The organism is Pseudomonas stagnisoli, assembly GCF_048595745.1.
Lineage (GTDB): Bacteria > Pseudomonadota > Gammaproteobacteria > Pseudomonadales > Pseudomonadaceae > Aquipseudomonas > Aquipseudomonas alcaligenes_A.
The window spans coordinates 1,102,325-1,118,972 of record NZ_CP184361.1; the positions used below are offsets into that span (position 1 = coordinate 1,102,325).

Below are 16,648 nucleotides of genomic sequence, written 5' to 3' on the forward strand. Positions count from 1 at the left end.
AGATAGGTGCTGATCCCCAGGTCGACACACCACTCGTCGGTCGGGGCGTTGCCAAGGAATGGTCTGAACTAGTTTTGTTGTTAGGCGTTTGGCAGCGCTATCAAGGGGTTATCGAAATGAAATTAGAAATTGCTAGAGGATTGTTCCTCGTCGGTGCCCTCAGCGTCACGGCCCTGGCCACTGCCGCCTGGCAGGAGCCCGCGCCGCGGGTGCTGGACGCCGCCAGCTGTGGCGCACAGCCGTGCCCAGTGGTTTCCAGCCGCCATGTGGATATCAGCAAGATCGAGGCTGACAGCGACAATCTGCTGTTGCTGATGTACGGCCTTTCCCATGCCATGAAGGGCGAGCAGTAATCGAATTCGGTGCATGAAAAAGCCCCGCCTAGGCGGGGCTTTTTTGTGGCGGCTGACGGCTCAGTGAGCCGCTATGCCGACGGGCTTGGGGGCTTTGTCCGGGCTGGCCAGCAGGGTGTAGACGCACGGCAGCACGAACAGGGTGAACAGGGTGCCGATCGACATGCCGGTGGCGATCACCAGGCCGATGTCGAAGCGGCTCACGGCACCTGCACCGGTAGCGAGGATCAGCGGCACCATGCCGAACACCATCGCGGCGGTGGTCATCAGCACCGGACGCAGGCGGATCGAGGCGGCTTCCTCGATGGCCTCGCGGATGCTCAGCCCTTTGTCGCGGCGCAGCTGGTTGGCGAACTCGACGATCAGGATGCCGTGCTTGCTGATCAGGCCGATCAACGTCACCAGGCCCACCTGGGTGTAGATGTTCATGCTGGAGAAGCCGAGGAAGATCGGGATCAGCGCGCCGCAGATCGACAGCGGCACGGTGACCAGGATCACCAGCGGGTCGCGGAAGCTTTCGAACTGCGCGGCCAGCACCAGGAAGATGATCGCCAGGGCCAGGCCGAAGGTGGCATACAGCGCACTGCCTTCCTGGATGTACTGGCGCGAGGCGCCAGCGTAGTCGAAGGTGTAGCCGCGTGGCGCTTCCTCGCGGGCGATCTGCGCCACCGTCTCCACGGCCTCGCCCATGCTGACGATCGGCACGCCTTCGATGATTGCCGCGTTGAGCTGCTGGAACTGGTTGAGCTTGGTTGGCCGTGCGCGGTCGCTGACCTTGATCAGGGTGCCCAGGGGCACCATCTGGCCGCTCTCGCTCTTGACGTAGTAGTTGCTCAGCCAGCCTGGGTTATCGCGGTAGGCGCGCTCGACCTGCGCAATGACCTTGTAGCTGCGACCGTCGATGGTGAAGCGGTTGATCTCGCCCTCACCGAGCAGGATGGCCAGGGTGGCACCCAGGTCCTGCATCGATACACCCATCTGCGCGGCTTTCTCGCGGTCGATATCGACCACCACCTCGGGTTTGTCGAAGGCCAGGTCGACGTTGAGGAAGGCGAACTTGCCGGACTCCATGGCCTTCTGCTTGACCCGCTCGGCCACCTGCAGCAGTGACTCGTAGTCATTCGGCGTGTTGATCACGAACTGGAATGGCAGGCCTTCACCGGTGCCCGGCAGCGACGGCAGGTTGAAGCCGAAGATCTGCAGGCCGGGAATGTCGTTGAGGCGACCCTGGACGATCGGCAGCAGTTCCATCTGGGTACGCTCGCGTTCGTCCCAGGGTTTGAGCAGGAAGCCGCCGATGCCCGACTGTACACCGTTGAAGCCGTTGATCTGGAAGGACGAGTAGTACTCGGGGAACTCCTTGAAGATCTTCACGAACTGGTCGGTGTAGGCGTTCATGTAGTCGAGGTTGGTCGGCTGCGGCGCATTGGCGAACAGGAATACGATGCCCTGATCCTCCTCCGGTGCCAGCTCGCTCTTGCTGAACATCAGCAGCACCGGGATCAGGCACAGCACGATGACGGCGAACACCAGCACCACCGGGCGGGTATTCAGCGTGCCGTGCAGGGCCTTCTGGTAGCGGCGCTTGAGGCTGTCGAAGATCAGGTCCAGCTTGTGTGCCAGGCCGGACGGATTCTCTTCATGGCGCAGCAGCTTGGAGCACATCATCGGCGACAGGGTCAGCGCCACCACGCCGGAGATGATCACCGCGCCGGCCAGAGTCAGGGCGAACTCCTTGAACAGGGCGCCGGTCAGGCCCTCGAGGAAGCCGATGGGCGCATACACGGCGGCCAGGGTGATGGTCATCGAGATCACCGGCACGGCGATCTCGCGGGCGCCCTCGATGGCGGCATCGAAGGGCGTTTTGCCCTCCTCGATATGGCGGTGGATGTTTTCCACCACCACGATGGCGTCGTCCACCACCAGGCCAATGGCCAGGACCATCGCCAGCAGGGTCAGCAGGTTGATCGAGTAGCCCATCAGCTGCATGAAGAACAGTACGCCGATCATCGACAGCGGGATGGTGATCACCGGGATCAGCACCGAACGGAATGCGCCGAGGAACAGGAAGACCACGACGATGACGATCAGCACCGCCTCGGCCAGGGTCTTCACCACCTCGTCGATGGAGGCGCGGATGAACTCGGTGGCGTCGTAGGCGATGGAGACCTTCAGGCTGGGCGGTAGCTGCGCTTCCAGCTCCGGCAGGGCGGCGCGCACGTGCTTGATCACGTCCAGCGGGTTGGCGCTCGGCGTGCCCTTGATGGCGATGTAGACGGACGGAATGCCGTCAAACGAGCTGATCGAGTCATAGTTGGCCGCGCCCATTTCCACCCGCGCGATGTCACGCACCAGCACGCGGCTGTCGCCGTCGGTCTTCACCGGAATGGCGCCGAAGGCCTCGGCCGACTTGAGGTCGGTGGTGGCGTTGATGCTGGTGACCACGTACTGGCCCTTCACTTCGCCGGCAGCGGCGAGGAAGTTGTAGCGCTGCACGGCATTGGTCACGTCAGTGGCGGCAATACCGTAGGCGGCCATCTTCACCGGGTCCAGCCACAGACGCATGGCGAATACCTGGTTGCCGAGAATCTCGGCCTCGGCCATGCCGGGCAGGGTGGCCAGCTTGGGCTGGATCACGCGCGACAGGTAGTCGGTGATCTGCGGGTTGGACAGTTGGTCGCTGTAGAAACTGACATACATCAGCGCCGAGGCATCGGCCGCTTCCTTGGACAGCACGGGGTCTTCGGCATCCTGCGGCAACTGGTTCTTCACCTCGTTGGCCTTGGCCAGCAGTTCGGTGAACAGACGGTCGGTGTCGGCGCCGATGCGCGCATAGATGGAAATGGTGGAGAAGTTCTGCTGGCTCGACGACGTCATGTAGTCGATGCCCTCGGCGCTCGCCAGACTCTGCTGCAGCGGCTGGGTGATGTAGCCCTGGATGGTCTCGGCGTTGGCGCCCGGGTAGGCGGTGGTGACCGTGATCAGGGCATTTTCCATCTGTGGGTACTGGCGGATCACCAGTTTGCTGAAGGCCTGTATGCCCAGCAGGATGATCAGCAGGCTGACCACGGTCGCTAGGACCGGGCGCCGAATAAAGGGATCTGTGAAAGCCATGCTTGGCTCCTGGAGTCTGAGTCGGTGCGGGCTGCTGGTGCAGGCCCGCGCCTATGTTCAGTACTTGGCTTGGGCCTACTTGAGAACCTGGGCCTGGTCTTCGACGATGGCTACGTGGGCGCCATTGTCGAGTTTGAGCTGGCCGGCCGTGACCACCTGCTCGCCGGCCTTCAGGCCCTTGAGCACCAGTACCTGGCCGTCGCGGCGCTCACCGGTTTCGACGAAGCGGCGCTCGACCACCAGTCGTACCTGGCCTTTGTCGTCCTTGACCACGGCGCCCTTGTCGTCCTTCTGCTCGCCGATCACGTACACCGAGTTGCCATAGAGGGTGTAGGTGATGGCGGTTTCCGGCACCAGTACCTGCGGCTGCTCGCCCGGCAACAGTACTTCCAGGTTGGCGAACATGCCCGGTAGCAGCTTGTTGTCCGGGTTGGGCAGCATGGCGCGGACCTGTACGTTGCGCGTGGTTTCCTCGACCTTGGGGTTGAGTGCGCTGATCTCGCCGCTGAAGACCTCGCCCGGGTAAGCGGCCACCGACAGACGTACACGCTGGCCGATTGCCAGCTTCGGGTAGTCCTGTTCCGGCAGGAAGAAGTCGACGTACAGCCTGGACAGGTCCTGCAGGGTGGCGAAGGAGGTGCCGGGGCTCAGGTAGTCACCGGTGTCCACCTGGCGAATGCCGATGGTGCCGGCGAACGGCGCGAGGATGCGCTTCTTGTCCAGCTCGGCCTTGAGCTGGGTGACGCTGGCCTCGGCCTTGAGCAGTTCGGCGTTGAGGCGGTCGAACTCGCTCTTGGAAATGGCCTGGCGCTTGATCAGGTCCTGGCCGCGCTGATACTCGACGCGAGCCAGTGCGCGCACCGCTTCGGCGGTGGCAAGGATGGCGCGCTCGACCTCGCTGTCCAGTTGCAGCAATGGCTGGCCGAGGCTGACCTTCTCGCCGGACTGGAACAGCACTTCCTTGACCGTGCCCAGCACCTCGGCGGTCAGGTCCACACCCTGATAGGCCTTGAGCGTGCCGATGGCCGGCAGTCGGCTCTGCCAGGGTTGTTCACGGGCGACGGCGGCGGAGACGCTGATGGCCGGCTGTGGCGCCGAGAACATCTGAATCTGCTGGTAGATGGAGAAGCCTTTGTAGGCGGCGAGGGCGAGCACCACGGCGAGCACGACGCCCAGCATGATGAGCATACGGCGGAGCAACATATCCGAATCCTTGGCGGGCGGAGAGGGGGCCTTTGACAGGCGAAGCCGGCACCATAGTGCTACTTGACTGGCAAGTCAAAAGCCGGGAATTTGCAAAAGGTTGCCAGGTGATTATCGCGCAACAGATCGTTGCAAGAACCACACAGATGGCCGCAGAAACGATCCCTCCCTGTATCGTTTCGCGGCACTTCGAGGCGGGTCAGGAGCCCAGGCGGCGGGTGACCTCGTTCAGCTCCCCGGACAGGCTGTGCAGTGTATGGCTGGCGGCCTGGGTGCGCTCGACGTTGTCCTGATTGGCGCTGGCGATGGCAGTGATTTCCGTGAGGTTGCGCGAGATGTCCTCGGCGACCGAGGTCTGCTCCTCGGCGGCGGTGGCAATCTGCCGGTTCATGTCGCGGATGGCCTCCACCGCAGCGGTGATGCGTTCGAGCATGGCGCCGGCCTGGGTCACCTGGGTGACGCCCTCCTCGCTGCGGCTCTGACCGCTCTCGATGGCGCGCACGGCGTTGAGTGCGCCGGTTTGCACCGTATCGATGATCTGGTTGATCTCGGCAGTGGACTCGGCGGTGCGCTGAGCCAGGTGGCGTACTTCGTCCGCTACCACCGCAAAGCCACGGCCCTGCTCGCCGGCGCGCGCGGCTTCGATGGCGGCGTTGAGGGCCAGCAGGTTGGTCTGCTCGGCGATGCCACGGATCACCTCCAGCACCTTGCCAATGCGCCCACTATCGGCCTCCAGGCGACGGATCACCTCGGCGGTGTTGGCGATCTCGCCACGCATGCCGGTGATGGTCTGGATAGTCGACTCCATGACCTTGCCACCCTGGCGGGCCGAGCTGTCCGCATCATCAGCCGCATGCGCGGCCTCGACGGCGTGACGCGCCACTTCCTGTGCGGTGGCCGACATCTCGTGCATGGCGGTGGCGACCTGATCGGTACGCTCGAACTGTTCGTTGATGCCCAGCGTCATGCGCGAGGCAATCTGGTTCAGCTCGCCGCTGGCGTTATCCAGGTTGCTGCTGCTCAGGCGCAGGCTTTCCGTGGTGCTGGCAAGGAAATCCCGCAGCTTATTGGCTGCGCGCGCCAGCAGGCCCAGTTCGTCATGCCGGTTGGACTCCACGCGCTGGTCGAAGCGCCCGTGGCTGAGCTGGTCGACATGATTGATCAGGTGGCGAATCGGAATGATCAGATGGCGATTGACCAGCCACAGGCTGAACAACGCGACCACCACGCTGGCGCCAAGCATGATCAGGGTGCCCAGCAGAATGGTGCGTTCCGCCGCGCCATTGATCTGCTTGGCCTGCGCCAGGCTCTGCTCGTGCAACTGGCTGACCAGCTTGCTCATCTGCTCGCTGGTGGCGCGGTCGATGCCCTTGACCGCGGCATCACCGACCTTGCTGTCGCCGCCGGCGGCGACAAAGGCATCGCGGCCCTTGCGGTAGTTGGCGCCCAGGGTCTGATGCTCGCTGCGCAGGCGTTCGACCTGATTCCTCAGCGCCGTATCGTCCTTGGCCAGCACGGCCAGTTCACCGAGGATGTCCTGCACCTTGCGCTCCTGGGTTTCGAACTGCCCCCAGAATTTGTTCAGGTTTTCACTATCCTGGCCGCGCAGCAGAACGTTTTTCCATTCCTGTACCTGGATCTTGAATTCGACGTTGGCCGAGTCCACCAGCCGGGAGGCCTCCAGCGGCCCTCCCAGCAAATCGCGGTAGGCCTGCAAGCCGCCGGACAGGAAGCTGAAGCAGGCCAGGGCGGTGACCAGGATCAGAGCCAGGCTACCGCCAAGCAGGGCGAGTATCTGAGCGCGCAGGGATTTCTGCAGGAACATGGGGGGAACCTCGTGGGTGGAAGCCCTCCGCCACCCGGATGGGGGCGGGATTACGGATATCCTTATCGGCCGGCCGTGGCAGGCGAGTGACAGCGATCTACGCCATCTGTCTCAGTATAGGTCGGCAGTTTGTTGCTGGCCTGAAGTCCCAGCTTGCGCGGGGTAACGCCGCGCAGTCGTCAGGCGAGGCGCAAATGGTTGTCCCAGAGCCCCGCAGGCAGCTCCAACGGGCGCGCGGTGATGGTCTCGCCGCGACAGTCGTAGAGACGGCAGCGGCCCTGGCCGGAGGTGACCACGAAACCATCTGCAACTGCGCCGACTCCCGCGCAGTCCGGCAGCGGCGTATCCAGCAGCAGTTCGGTGCTGTCCAGGTGCCAGACGAAGAAGCGGTTGCCGCGCGGTGCGGTCAGCGCCAGCAGGCGCAGCTCATCGTGGATCGCCAGGCTGGCGGTGTACTGGTTCATGGCTGCCCGCTGCGCCTCGCCCAGCGGGAAGGGCTGGAAGACCTGGCCGGGGCGCTTGATCGCCAGCAGCGGCACGCTGTCCTGCGGGTCGCCCTCGTACTGCTGGCCGGAGACGATGGTGCCGTCGGCGGCCACGGCCAGGTGACGCACGCTGTTCATCTGCTGAGGCAACCTCTCCTTGCTGATCAGGCTGCCATCGCGGCGCATCAGCACCAGGCTCGGCTCCATGGCGTCGAGGTTCATCATTACTCGGCTATCGGCCTCGGTGCGAATGCCGCCGTTGGCCACCACCAGATTCTCGCCGCCGGGCAGCCACAGCAGTTGGTGCGGCCCTACGCCGTGGGTCGTGTGTTCGCCCACCCGCTGCAGCCGGTTGCTCTGCAGGCGATAGACGCCGAGCACGCCACGGCCGGGCTCGCGGGTGTCGTTCTCGGTGCTGTAGAACCATTCGCCTTCCCTGTGAAACAGGCCGTGGCCGTAGAAGTGGCGGTCCGGCGCCGAGGCCAGCGTCTGCAGCAGGCGGCCGTCGCGGGTGTCGATCAGATAACTCTCTCGACTTGGCCGGCGGCCGACAAACACGGCCAGCGGCAGGCTGGGGTGTGGCACCACGTCGTGACAACGCTCGGCGACGCGGGTGGCGAATGCTTGGCTGCCGTCCAGACGGTAGCCGACGGCATAGTGATTACCGTCTACATCATTGCGGGCCGAGAGCAGCAGCGGTTGCGGGCCATGGCCGAGCAACTTCCAGCCACCCAGCGCGCCTGCTGCCAGGGCCAGGCTGCCGAGACCGATAAAGGCTCTGCGCTTCATTCAGTCACCGTCGTGGGCATTGAAGCCCAGCTGGATGCCGAGCACCTTGGCCAGCTCTCCGCCCTGCAGGCGGTGGATTTGGTCGAGGGCGTCGTAGACGGCATTCAACTCGACACGGCCTGCCTCATCGGCGAGCAGTTCGCCGAGTGGACGCTGCAGGGCGGCCAGTTGTTGACGAGTGGTGGCGTACTGCTGGTCGATGCGTTCGGCCAGTTCCTGCTGGTCGTCGCCCAGCAGGCTGCGCAGGCCGTCCTGATCGGTACCCAGCCACAGACGCTCGGCGCTGGCCAGGGCGGCGGCCAGGCTGGCCAGGCTGGCGTTGCTGCGCCAGAACTCGGCCTGGTAGGGCTGCGGGACGCCCTTGCTCTGGCGGCCAAGGGCGGCGCCGAGCTTCTTCTTCATGCCGTCGAGAGCATTGACCTGAGCACGCAGCAGTTCGGCCACTGCTTCGGGGGCTTCGGCGTAGCGGGTGTTGGGGAATGCACGCAGCTGTGCGGCCATGCCGTCCTTGGCCTGCCACTGGTCGAGCACCGCGCCTGAGAGCTTCTGCTGGTGTGCGCCAATGCCGATCAGCAGCGGGCAGTAGCGGGCCTTCTGGGCGGCGTCGGAGAGGTCGATGGCGGCGTCGAACAGCACGTATTCATAGGCGGTCAGACCCTGCAGCACCACGCTGGCCTGTTCCACGTCAGCCTGGCTGAGCTGCGGCTTGTTCTTCAGCAGGGACTCGACCTGGCGCTGTACCAGGTTCTTCTTGTCTGGCCAGAACTGTACCTGCCAGGCGCGGTTGCCTTCGGCCAGCGGGCCGATCAGCAGCGGCTGCAGGGCCGCCCAGCTGGCCGCGTCGGTGAGGAACACCTGTTGCGCGGCGCCGAGGTCCTGCTGGCCGGCGCAGAAGGCCTGGGCGCTCTCGGCGAGTTTCTGGTTGGACTGGTGCCAGGCGCCATAGGCCGGCAGCAGCACGCTGTCGGTGAGGGTGGCGCTGACGCGCTGCTGCGGGTCCTGCGGGCTGCAGGCGGCGAGACCGAGGGCGAGCAGGGCGATGGCGAAGGGGGAGCGGTGCATGTCGAACTCCTTACAGGGAGTTGAGGAAGGCCAGCAGCGCGCCGCGCTCGCTGGCATCGAATTGGCTGACGGCCTGACGCGCCTGTTCGGCTTCGCCGCCATGCCAGAGGATGGCCTCCAGCAGGTTGCGCGCACGACCATCATGCAGGAACTGGGTGTGGCCATTGACCGTCTTGGTCAGGCCGATGCCCCAGAGCGGCGCTGTGCGCCACTGCCGGCCACTGGCCTGGAACTCCGGACGGCCATCGGCCAGGCCTTCGCCCATGTCGTGCAGCAGCAGGTCGCTGTAGGGGCGGATGGTCTGCCGGGCCAGTTCCGGCTCGGCGGCATCTGCTGCAGTGACGAAGCTGGGCGTGTGGCATTTGCCGCAGCCGGCTTCCGTGAACAGCTGTTTGCCCCGGCGCACCTCCAGAGCGTCTACATCCCGGCGCGCCGGGACGGCCAGGTTGCGCGTGTAGAACAGCACGCTGGCGAGGATGTTGTCACTGACCTCGGGCTGGCCGCCATGCGGCATGGCGCGGCAGTCGGCCTGCGCCGCCGTGCATTCGTCGTGGGGCAGCAGGTGGGTGGTCAGGCCCATGTCGCTGGAGAAGGCGTGCATGTTCTGCTGGTTGAGGTTGGGCTGGCCGGCCTTCCAGCCGAAGCGACCGAGTACGGTCGTGCCACGGGCATCGTCCCAGACCCGGTTGGCCACCCCGCGGATGCCGTCGCCGTCGCGATCCTGCGGGTCTTCGCCGGCCAGGATCGCGCTCTCGGGAATCGCTTCCAGCAGGCCCAGGCCGATCATCGGCGGGGCTACCCGGGCGGAGAACAGGGTGTCGGCGTGCATCTCGCCGTAGCCGAGCTGGCTGATCTGCAGGCGCGGCTTGCGTAGCTCGACCTGGGTGCCGTCGCCGAGGGTCACCGTCAGCAGGTCGTACGCCACGCGGACCTTGCCCTCGGGCGCCACGCCGGGGTTGCTCATGTCCTGCAGCTGGCCGCCGTAGACCGGTTCGGGCACCACGCCCTGGCGGCGCAGCAGTTCGGCGTGAGCGGCCGAGTCATTCGCGGGAATGGACAGGCGTACCAGCATCGAGGCAGCGCTGGCGGCGTTCGCTGCCGGTGGATGACCGCGGCCGTCCTTGATATGGCAGTTCTGGCAGGCATTGGTGTTGAAAAGCGGACCGAGGCCGTCGCGCGCCGTGGTGGTGGACGGGGCGATCACCCAGGGGTTACGGAAGAAGCTGTTGCCCACCGCGAAATCCAGGCGGCGCGACGGTGACAGGTTGGCGGAGGGCAGGGAGAACGCGTTGCGGTCGGCCTGGTGCACCGTGGTGGCGCCGCCGGACAGGGCTTCGCCGGGTTCTGCCGGTGCCGGTGTGCGTTCGCAGGCCGAAAGAAGCAGGGCCAGCGGCAGGAGGCAGAGGCGCAGCGCGGGGGGCATCGGTAAAAAACCTGAACGGATAATCAGGCGGGCAATCTTAGCAGGCTAATGGAGGTCAAATAAGAGGAATTAGCGTTTGTGCCTTGGCCAGATTGTCGCGGGGAGGCATTGATTCGGGGGCACTGCTCGCGTGCAAAAAAAACGGATGCGCCTTGTGGGCGCATCCGTTCTGCACAGTTCTGCGGGTATCAGAACTGGTGATCGGCGGTATCCGGGTTCAGGTCGCTGATGCCCAGGGTGGCGGAGGCCTTTTCGATCGCCGCGGTCTGCTTGACCAGGGCGGCGATGGCATCGCGGACCTTCTGCTGGCCTTCCTTGTTTTCGGCGGCGATCAGTTGGTCGAAGTGCAGGTTGTTCTTCTCAGCGCTGTCGACCAGCACCTGCAGCTTGGCTTCGGTGGCTTCCAGGTCGGCCTTCAGGGTGGCATCGGCCTGGGCATCCAGCTTGGCAACCAGGGCAGACAGGCTCGGACCGCTCAGGGTGGTGCCGTCGACCTTCTTGTATTCGCCCAGATAGACGTTGCGAATGCCCTTGCCGTTGTAGAAGTGCGAGTTGTGGGTGTTGTCGCTGAAGCAGTCGTGCTCGTCCTCGGTGGAGTTGGCTTCCAGGGCGACCTTCATGCGCTCGCCGGCCAGCTCGCCAAGGGAAAGGCTGCCCATGCCGAACAGCATCTTGCGCAGGCCGCTCTCGGCCGGCTCGGCCTCCAGCTTGGCGCGGTAGTTGTCGGCGCTGCCGGCCTGCCACTGCACGACCATGCTGTCCAGGTCGGCGACCAGCAGGTCGGTGGCGGCTTTCAGGTAGGCGCGGCGACGCTCGTTGTGCTCGCCGGTAGCGCCGGCGCCGACGATGAAGTCGCTGGCCGGGCGGGCGCCGGCACCCGGGTTGGTACCGTTCAGGTCCTGGCCCCAGAGGAGGAACTCGATGGCGTGGTAGCCGGTGGCGACGTTGGCTTCGGAGCCGCCCAGCTCGTTCAGCTCGGCCAGCTTCTCGCCGGTGATCTCGCTGACGTCGATCTTGTCTTCGCCGACCTGGAGGGTGGTGTTGGCAATGATGTTGGCGCTGGCGCCCGGGTTGCCCAGGGCGTGCTGATAGTCCTTGGCCACGTAGTCGATCAGGCCCTCGTCCAGCGGCCAGGCATTGAGCTGGCCTTCCCAGTCGTCAACCACGGCGTTGCCGAAGCGGAATACCTCGGTCTGCATGTAAGGCACGCGGGCAGCCAGCCAGGCCTGCTTGGCGGCCTTCAGGGTGTCTTCGCTGGGATTGGCCAGCAGGGCGTCGATGGCGCTCTGCAGTTGCTTGCCGGTGCTGGCGGCATCGCTGAATACGGCGAAGGCGAGGTCGGCATAGTGGCTGACTACGGCCTTGGCGGCGGCTTCCTCGACCTTGCCGGCTGCCGCGGTGTTGGCCGCGGCCGGCGCGGTAGCCTGCGGCGCAGTGGCCTCTTGCTTGTCGTCGCCGCAGCCGGCGAGGGAAATGGCAAGAGCCAGCAGGCCGGCGGTGGCCAGGGGCATGCGAGTCATGGCGAAGTCCTTGTATGGTGATTGGGAAGGCTGTGCAAATGCATCGGAAAACCGCCCAATAATGCGAAAGATTTGCATTTTATGCAAAGGCGATTTGATCTCACCTCCGGTGTCACGCAGTAGACGCCTTGCCCGGCATCGCTAGAATGCCGGCAGTTCACAAGGAGTGTTGCCATGCTGACCACTGTTGTCGTTTTCGTCGTGCTTTTTCTTCTCGCCGCCTGGGCGGTGGTGCTCTACAACGGCCTGGTGCGCCTCAAGCACGGGGTGAGCAAGGCCTGGTCGAATATCGACGTGCTGCTCAAGCAGCGTCACGACGAGCTGCCCAAGCTGGTAGAGACCTGCAAGCAGTACATGCAGCATGAGCGCACGACGTTGGAGCGCGTGATTGCCGCGCGCAGCGCCGTGGCCAGTGCCCGCGAGCAGCATGATGTGGGGGCATTGGGAAAGGCCGAGAGCAGCCTCCGCGCTGGCCTCGGTCAACTGTTCGCGCTGGCCGAGAACTACCCGGATCTCAAGGCCAACGACAGTTTCCAGCACCTGCAGCAGCGCATCTCCGGCCTGGAGAATGCCATCGCCGATCGCCGCGAGCTGTACAACGAGGCGGTCAACCTCAACAACGTGCGTATCGAGCAGTTTCCCGACGTGATCCTGGCGCGCCTGTTTGCCTTCAAGGCGGCTGAACTGCTGCAGTTCAGCGAGGAAGAGAAGGCCGACGTCGACCTCAAGTCGCTGTTCAACTGAGATGGATGTCGGTGGGCTGGCCATCAGCATGGCCTTCAGTGTCGGCGCCTGCGTTGGCGGCGGCTGGTGGTGCATCAAGCGCCTGTCCGAGGCGCGCTTCCTGCTCAATACGCCGACGTCGAAGATCCGCTCGGCGGCGCAGGGTTATGTCGAGCTGTACGGTGTGCTGGACGAACTGCCCGATGGCCAGCTGCAAGCGCCGCTGACTGGCATCCCCTGCCTGTGGTGGCGCTTCAAAATCGAAGAGTACGACGACGATGGCAAGCGCAAGCGCTGGCGAGTGATCGAGAGTGGCGTCAGCGAGGCGCTGGTGCGCCTCAGGGATGCTACCGGCGAGTGCCTGATCAACCCCAAGGGTGCCGAAGTGCGGCCGAGCACGCGTCAGGTCTGGAGTGGTAGCGAGCGGCATCCTCGCGGCCTCAGTGGTAGCGTTGGGTTGCTCGGCATGCTGTTTTCCGCTGGCAGCTTGTACCGTTACACCGAGGAGCGCCTGCATGTCGGACAACCGCTCTATGCCATCGGCGATTTCCGCACCCAGGGCGGTGCCGAGGCGTTCGACCTGACCCTGGCGCAGGGGGCGGTGGTGCGCGAGTGGAAGAGCGATTTCGCCGGCATGCTGCAGCGCTTTGACAGCAATGGCGATGGCCAGCTGGACCCCGCCGAGTGGGAGCGCATGCGCGAATCGGCCAGGGTCGAGGCGCAGCGCCGGCATGTCGGGCGTGGCGAGGTGCCGGTGCATCACCAGCTACGCAAGCCGGGCGAGACCTACCCCTTCATTCTCTCCAATCATGGCGAGGACCAGCTGGCCCGCGGTTTCTACTGGCAGGCTGCCGGCGGGGCGCTGCTCTGCTTACTGGGTGCACTGGCCAGTGCCTGGCTGGTCGGCAATGTGCTGCTGCCCGGGCTGGCCGCCGGCTGAGGCCGGTTACTTCTTGTGGATGTTCTTCGGCAGCTGGACGACGCGGCTCTCTGAGTAGATGTCGTGCCAGCTGCGCTTGTCCTTGTCCCACAGGACCCAGAGGAAGCCCAGGCCACAGAACAGCCAGGAACCAATGGCCACCACGAAGCGCAGCAGCGCCTGCCACAGGGTGATGGCCGAGCCGTCGGCATTCTGGATGCGCAGGCCCCAGACCTGCATGCCGAGGGTCTGGCCGTTATGGGTCCAGAATTTGGCGAAGAAGCCGAACAGGCTCATTACCAGCACGGTCGACAGCAGCGGGTCGCCATCCAGGACGCCGGCATCGGACATCTGGCGCAGCTGCTGCTCACCGACGATGGCCATCTGCGCCATCTTGTAGAGCAGGGTAACCACCATCAGCAGGGCAATGCTCAGCAGGAAGTCGTAGAAGATCGCGGCGCAACGGCGGGTCAGACCGGCGCTGGGGAATTCGCCCTGGGGGCGCAGCATGTGCTTGGGCATGGCTAGCTCGGGTGCAGAGAATTGCGCGGGATTGTACGGGGTGTCGGGAGCAGGAACAAAAACCTGCAGGCGAAAAAAAGCCCCTGATGTTGCCATCAGGGGCTCTTTCGTAGCAGCAGCGATTAGCCCAGAACCTGGACCTTGTCAGCTTGCATGCCTTTCTGGCCTTGCACGGCTTCGAAGGTGACCTTCTGGCCTTCTTTCAGGCTGCGGAAGCCCGAACCTTCGATAGCGCGGAAGTGCACGAACAGATCCGGACCGCTCTCGGGGGTGATGAAGCCGAAGCCCTTCTCGTCGTTGAACCACTTGACGGTGCCGGTTTGACGATTCGACATTGTCTTATTTCCTTGAAACTAGAGTTGATGACAGCCTCGCGGATTTTTGGCGCGCGAGGGCTGGAACTGGTTGCAGAGAGTAAGAGAAGTCGAGCGGGATGTAGCGGATCTAGGATCTACTGCACCAGGTCACGATTCAAGGCGACCCATGCAAACACAGTTGACCCACTCTACGCTAACTCAAACGGATTTGCCAACCCCCCTGAAACAGCTGATTCCAGAGGCTTTGCAGGCAGTTTTGAGGGAAGAAATCGTGGTGCCCCGGGAGAGACTCGAACTCTCACTCCTTTCGAAAACGGATTTTGAATCCGCCGCGTCTACCGATTCCGCCACCGAGGCACGATGGGCGCGCAGTATAGGGAGGCGACCGGGGGTGGTCAATCGCGCCACGGGCATGCGCGGGAGTGTCGCCGCAGGCCGCAAAGCTGGCGACGTTCGTCAAGTTTGTCGGTTATTCTCGCGCCGATGAGATCCGGTGGGGGAGAGGTGGGTGCTCGGAGTTGTTCGCAGTGGGCTTGCTGGCCTGATCTTCATGCTGCCAACAATGGCGGCGGCCGATACCCTGACCTATGCCGTGAGCGATGAGAGCTGGGTGCCTTACTGGGTGGTCGGCGACGACCAGGTCACTGGCGTGCTCAGCGATGTCATGCACGCGCTGGACGAGCAGCTGGCCGTCGAGCTGCAGGCCGCGCGCCCTGCGCCGCCCCTGCGTGCGCAGAAGATGTTCCGTGACGGCCAGGTGCAGCTCGAGTGTTGTGTCAGCCGGCAATGGCGCACGGCGCCCGACCAGGTCGCGGTGACCCTGTGGACCGAGCCGGTACTTGAGGCGCACGAGGTGCTGGTGTTTGCGCCGGGACGCGCTTTTGCCTTCACTCAGCTCGCCGACCTGCGCGGCAAGACCATCGCCACCGTGCGTGGCTATGGCTATGCCGGTAGCGAGTATTTTCGTCGACATGACAGTCCGGATGCGATTGCCCTGCTGTACAAGGTGGCACATGGGCGCAGCCAGGCTGGCATCATCGACCGATTGGAGTTGGCCTACCTGCGCCACAGGCATCCGGAGCTGCAGTCGGGCAGTGCGCGGGTGGAGGAGGGGCCGGTGATCAACAGCTCCGAGCTGCGCATCCGCCTGCATCGCTCGCGTGCCGAGCTGTTGCCGGTACTCAATGCCGCGATCGCGCAGCTGCGCCGGGATGGCAGTCTGCAGCGCATCATGAGCCGCTATGCACCACCGCCGCCGCAGTGACGACAGCCGGCGCGTGGTCGCGCGGGAGGCTTTCCGGTAAGCTTGACGCCCCGCGGAGATGTGCCTGCCATGCGTGTTGCTGACTTCCAATTCGACCTTCCCGATTCCCTGATCGCCCGTCACCCACTCGCCGAGCGGCGTGCCAGTCGTCTGCTGGTGCTCGACGGCCCAACGGGCGCGCTCGCTCACCGGCAATTCGCCGACCTGCTGGAATACCTGCGCCCCGGCGACCTGATGGTGTTCAACGATACCCGGGTGATTCCGGCGCGCCTGTTCGGCCAGAAGGCCTCTGGCGGCAAGCTGGAAGTGCTGGTCGAGCGAGTGCTCGACGAGTACCGGGTATTGGCGCATGTGCGTTCGAGCAAGTCGCCCAAGCCGGGTTCGCTGATTCTTATAGAAGGTGGCGGCGAGGCCGAGATGCTGTCTCGTCAGGAGGCGCTGTTCGAACTGCGCTTCAGTGAGCCGGTGCTACCGTTGCTGGACCGCGTCGGCCACATGCCGTTGCCGCCCTACATCGATCGCCCCGACGAAGCCGCCGACCGCGAGCGCTACCAGACCGTTTATTCGGACAAGTCCAAGGCGGGTGCCGTGGCTGCGCCGACGGCCGGCCTGCATTTTGACGAGGCGCTGCTGGCGGCCATTCGCGAAAAGGGTATCGACACCGTCTTCGTCACCCTGCACGTTGGTGCCGGTACCTTCCAGCCGGTGCGCGTGGAGCGTATCGAGGACCATCACATGCACCGCGAGTGGCTGCAGGTCGGTCAGGATGTGGTCGATGCCGTGGCCGCCTGCCGTGCCCGCGGCGGTCGGGTGATCGCCGTCGGCACCACCAGCGTGCGCTCGCTGGAGAGCGCGGCCCGCGATGGTGAGCTGAAGGCCTTCAGTGGCGACACCGATATCTTTCTCTACCCGGGCAAGCGCTTCCATGTGGTCGATGCCCTGGTCACCAACTTCCACCTGCCGGAGTCGACCCTGCTGATGCTGGTCTCGGCCTTTGCCGGGTATCCCGAGACCATGGCCGCCTATGCAGCGGCCGTGGAGCAGCAGTACCGCTTCTTCAGCTACGGTGATGCCATGTTCATCACCCGCAATCCCGCCCCGCGCGGTCCCGAGGAGACCCCATGAGCCA

At 64.7% G+C, this 16,648-nt stretch carries 14 protein-coding genes and 1 tRNA gene; 5 read left to right on the forward strand and 10 right to left on the reverse strand.

The genetic code is table 11. The features are described from left to right. Positions 1 to 116 precede the first annotated feature (116 nt). Positions 117 to 353, forward strand: coding sequence for a hypothetical protein (locus ACOAPY_RS05230; protein ID WP_076580979.1), 237 nt, complete (start codon positions 117 to 119; stop codon positions 351 to 353). Positions 354 to 413: 60 nt separating this feature from the next. On the opposite strand, the gene ACOAPY_RS05235 is transcribed toward ACOAPY_RS05230, so the two are convergent. The 7 genes from ACOAPY_RS05235 to ACOAPY_RS05265 form a co-directional block, all read right to left on the reverse strand. Further along, the gene (locus tag ACOAPY_RS05235; RefSeq protein ID WP_465155408.1) at positions 414 to 3,467 is read right to left on the reverse strand and encodes a multidrug efflux RND transporter permease subunit; all 3,054 of its coding nucleotides are present in this window, start codon (positions 3,465 to 3,467) and stop codon (positions 414 to 416) included. 75 nt (positions 3,468 to 3,542) lie between these two features. Continuing rightward, positions 3,543 to 4,670 (reverse strand): efflux RND transporter periplasmic adaptor subunit, encoded by a 1,128-nt coding sequence (locus tag ACOAPY_RS05240; protein WP_465155410.1) that lies wholly within the window; start codon positions 4,668 to 4,670, stop codon positions 3,543 to 3,545. A gap of 199 nt (positions 4,671 to 4,869) precedes the next feature. Continuing rightward, on the reverse strand, positions 4,870 to 6,495 hold the full coding sequence (locus ACOAPY_RS05245; RefSeq protein WP_465155412.1) for a methyl-accepting chemotaxis protein: 1,626 nt from the start codon (positions 6,493 to 6,495) through the stop codon (positions 4,870 to 4,872). Between the two features lie 179 nt (positions 6,496 to 6,674). Beyond that, the gene (locus ACOAPY_RS05250; protein WP_465155414.1) at positions 6,675 to 7,769 is read right to left on the reverse strand and encodes a DUF1513 domain-containing protein; all 1,095 of its coding nucleotides are present in this window, start codon (positions 7,767 to 7,769) and stop codon (positions 6,675 to 6,677) included. Then, on the reverse strand, positions 7,770 to 8,831 hold the full coding sequence (locus tag ACOAPY_RS05255) for an imelysin family protein (protein WP_465155417.1): 1,062 nt from the start codon (positions 8,829 to 8,831) through the stop codon (positions 7,770 to 7,772). Between the two features lie 10 nt (positions 8,832 to 8,841). Further along, on the reverse strand, positions 8,842 to 10,254 hold the full coding sequence (locus tag ACOAPY_RS05260) for a di-heme oxidoreductase family protein (RefSeq protein WP_465155419.1): 1,413 nt from the start codon (positions 10,252 to 10,254) through the stop codon (positions 8,842 to 8,844). A gap of 188 nt (positions 10,255 to 10,442) precedes the next feature. Further along, positions 10,443 to 11,774, reverse strand: a complete 1,332-nt coding sequence (locus tag ACOAPY_RS05265) for an imelysin family protein (RefSeq protein ID WP_076580562.1) — start codon at positions 11,772 to 11,774, stop codon at positions 10,443 to 10,445. Between the two features lie 174 nt (positions 11,775 to 11,948). Between ACOAPY_RS05265 and ACOAPY_RS05270 the strand changes: the two genes are divergently transcribed. Together ACOAPY_RS05270 and ACOAPY_RS05275 are read left to right on the forward strand one after the other, a co-directional pair. Next, a complete protein-coding gene (locus tag ACOAPY_RS05270) occupies positions 11,949 to 12,518 on the forward strand; it encodes a LemA family protein (RefSeq protein WP_076580564.1) in 570 nt (189 codons plus the stop codon). 1 nt (position 12,519) lies between these two features. Next, positions 12,520 to 13,437 (forward strand): GIDE domain-containing protein, encoded by a 918-nt coding sequence (locus tag ACOAPY_RS05275; protein ID WP_465155421.1) that lies wholly within the window; start codon positions 12,520 to 12,522, stop codon positions 13,435 to 13,437. Positions 13,438 to 13,443: 6 nt separating this feature from the next. Here ACOAPY_RS05275 and ACOAPY_RS05280 read toward each other — a convergent pair whose 3' ends face one another. From ACOAPY_RS05280 to ACOAPY_RS05290, 3 genes are all read right to left on the reverse strand, one after another. Then, on the reverse strand, positions 13,444 to 13,938 hold the full coding sequence (locus tag ACOAPY_RS05280) for an RDD family protein (protein ID WP_465155423.1): 495 nt from the start codon (positions 13,936 to 13,938) through the stop codon (positions 13,444 to 13,446). Between the two features lie 122 nt (positions 13,939 to 14,060). Continuing rightward, the gene (locus ACOAPY_RS05285; RefSeq protein ID WP_021700367.1) at positions 14,061 to 14,273 is read right to left on the reverse strand and encodes a cold-shock protein; all 213 of its coding nucleotides are present in this window, start codon (positions 14,271 to 14,273) and stop codon (positions 14,061 to 14,063) included. A 254-nt stretch (positions 14,274 to 14,527) separates the two neighbouring features. Next, positions 14,528 to 14,612, reverse strand: a tRNA-Leu gene (locus ACOAPY_RS05290). A 151-nt stretch (positions 14,613 to 14,763) separates the two neighbouring features. Between ACOAPY_RS05290 and ACOAPY_RS05295 the strand changes: the two genes are divergently transcribed. Both ACOAPY_RS05295 and queA read left to right on the forward strand, forming a co-directional pair. Continuing rightward, positions 14,764 to 15,519 (forward strand): substrate-binding periplasmic protein, encoded by a 756-nt coding sequence (locus ACOAPY_RS05295; protein WP_465155425.1) that lies wholly within the window; start codon positions 14,764 to 14,766, stop codon positions 15,517 to 15,519. Between the two features lie 69 nt (positions 15,520 to 15,588). Continuing rightward, positions 15,589 to 16,644 (forward strand): tRNA preQ1(34) S-adenosylmethionine ribosyltransferase-isomerase QueA, encoded by a 1,056-nt coding sequence (gene queA / locus ACOAPY_RS05300; RefSeq protein WP_465155427.1) that lies wholly within the window; start codon positions 15,589 to 15,591, stop codon positions 16,642 to 16,644. Positions 16,645 to 16,648 lie beyond the last annotated feature (4 nt).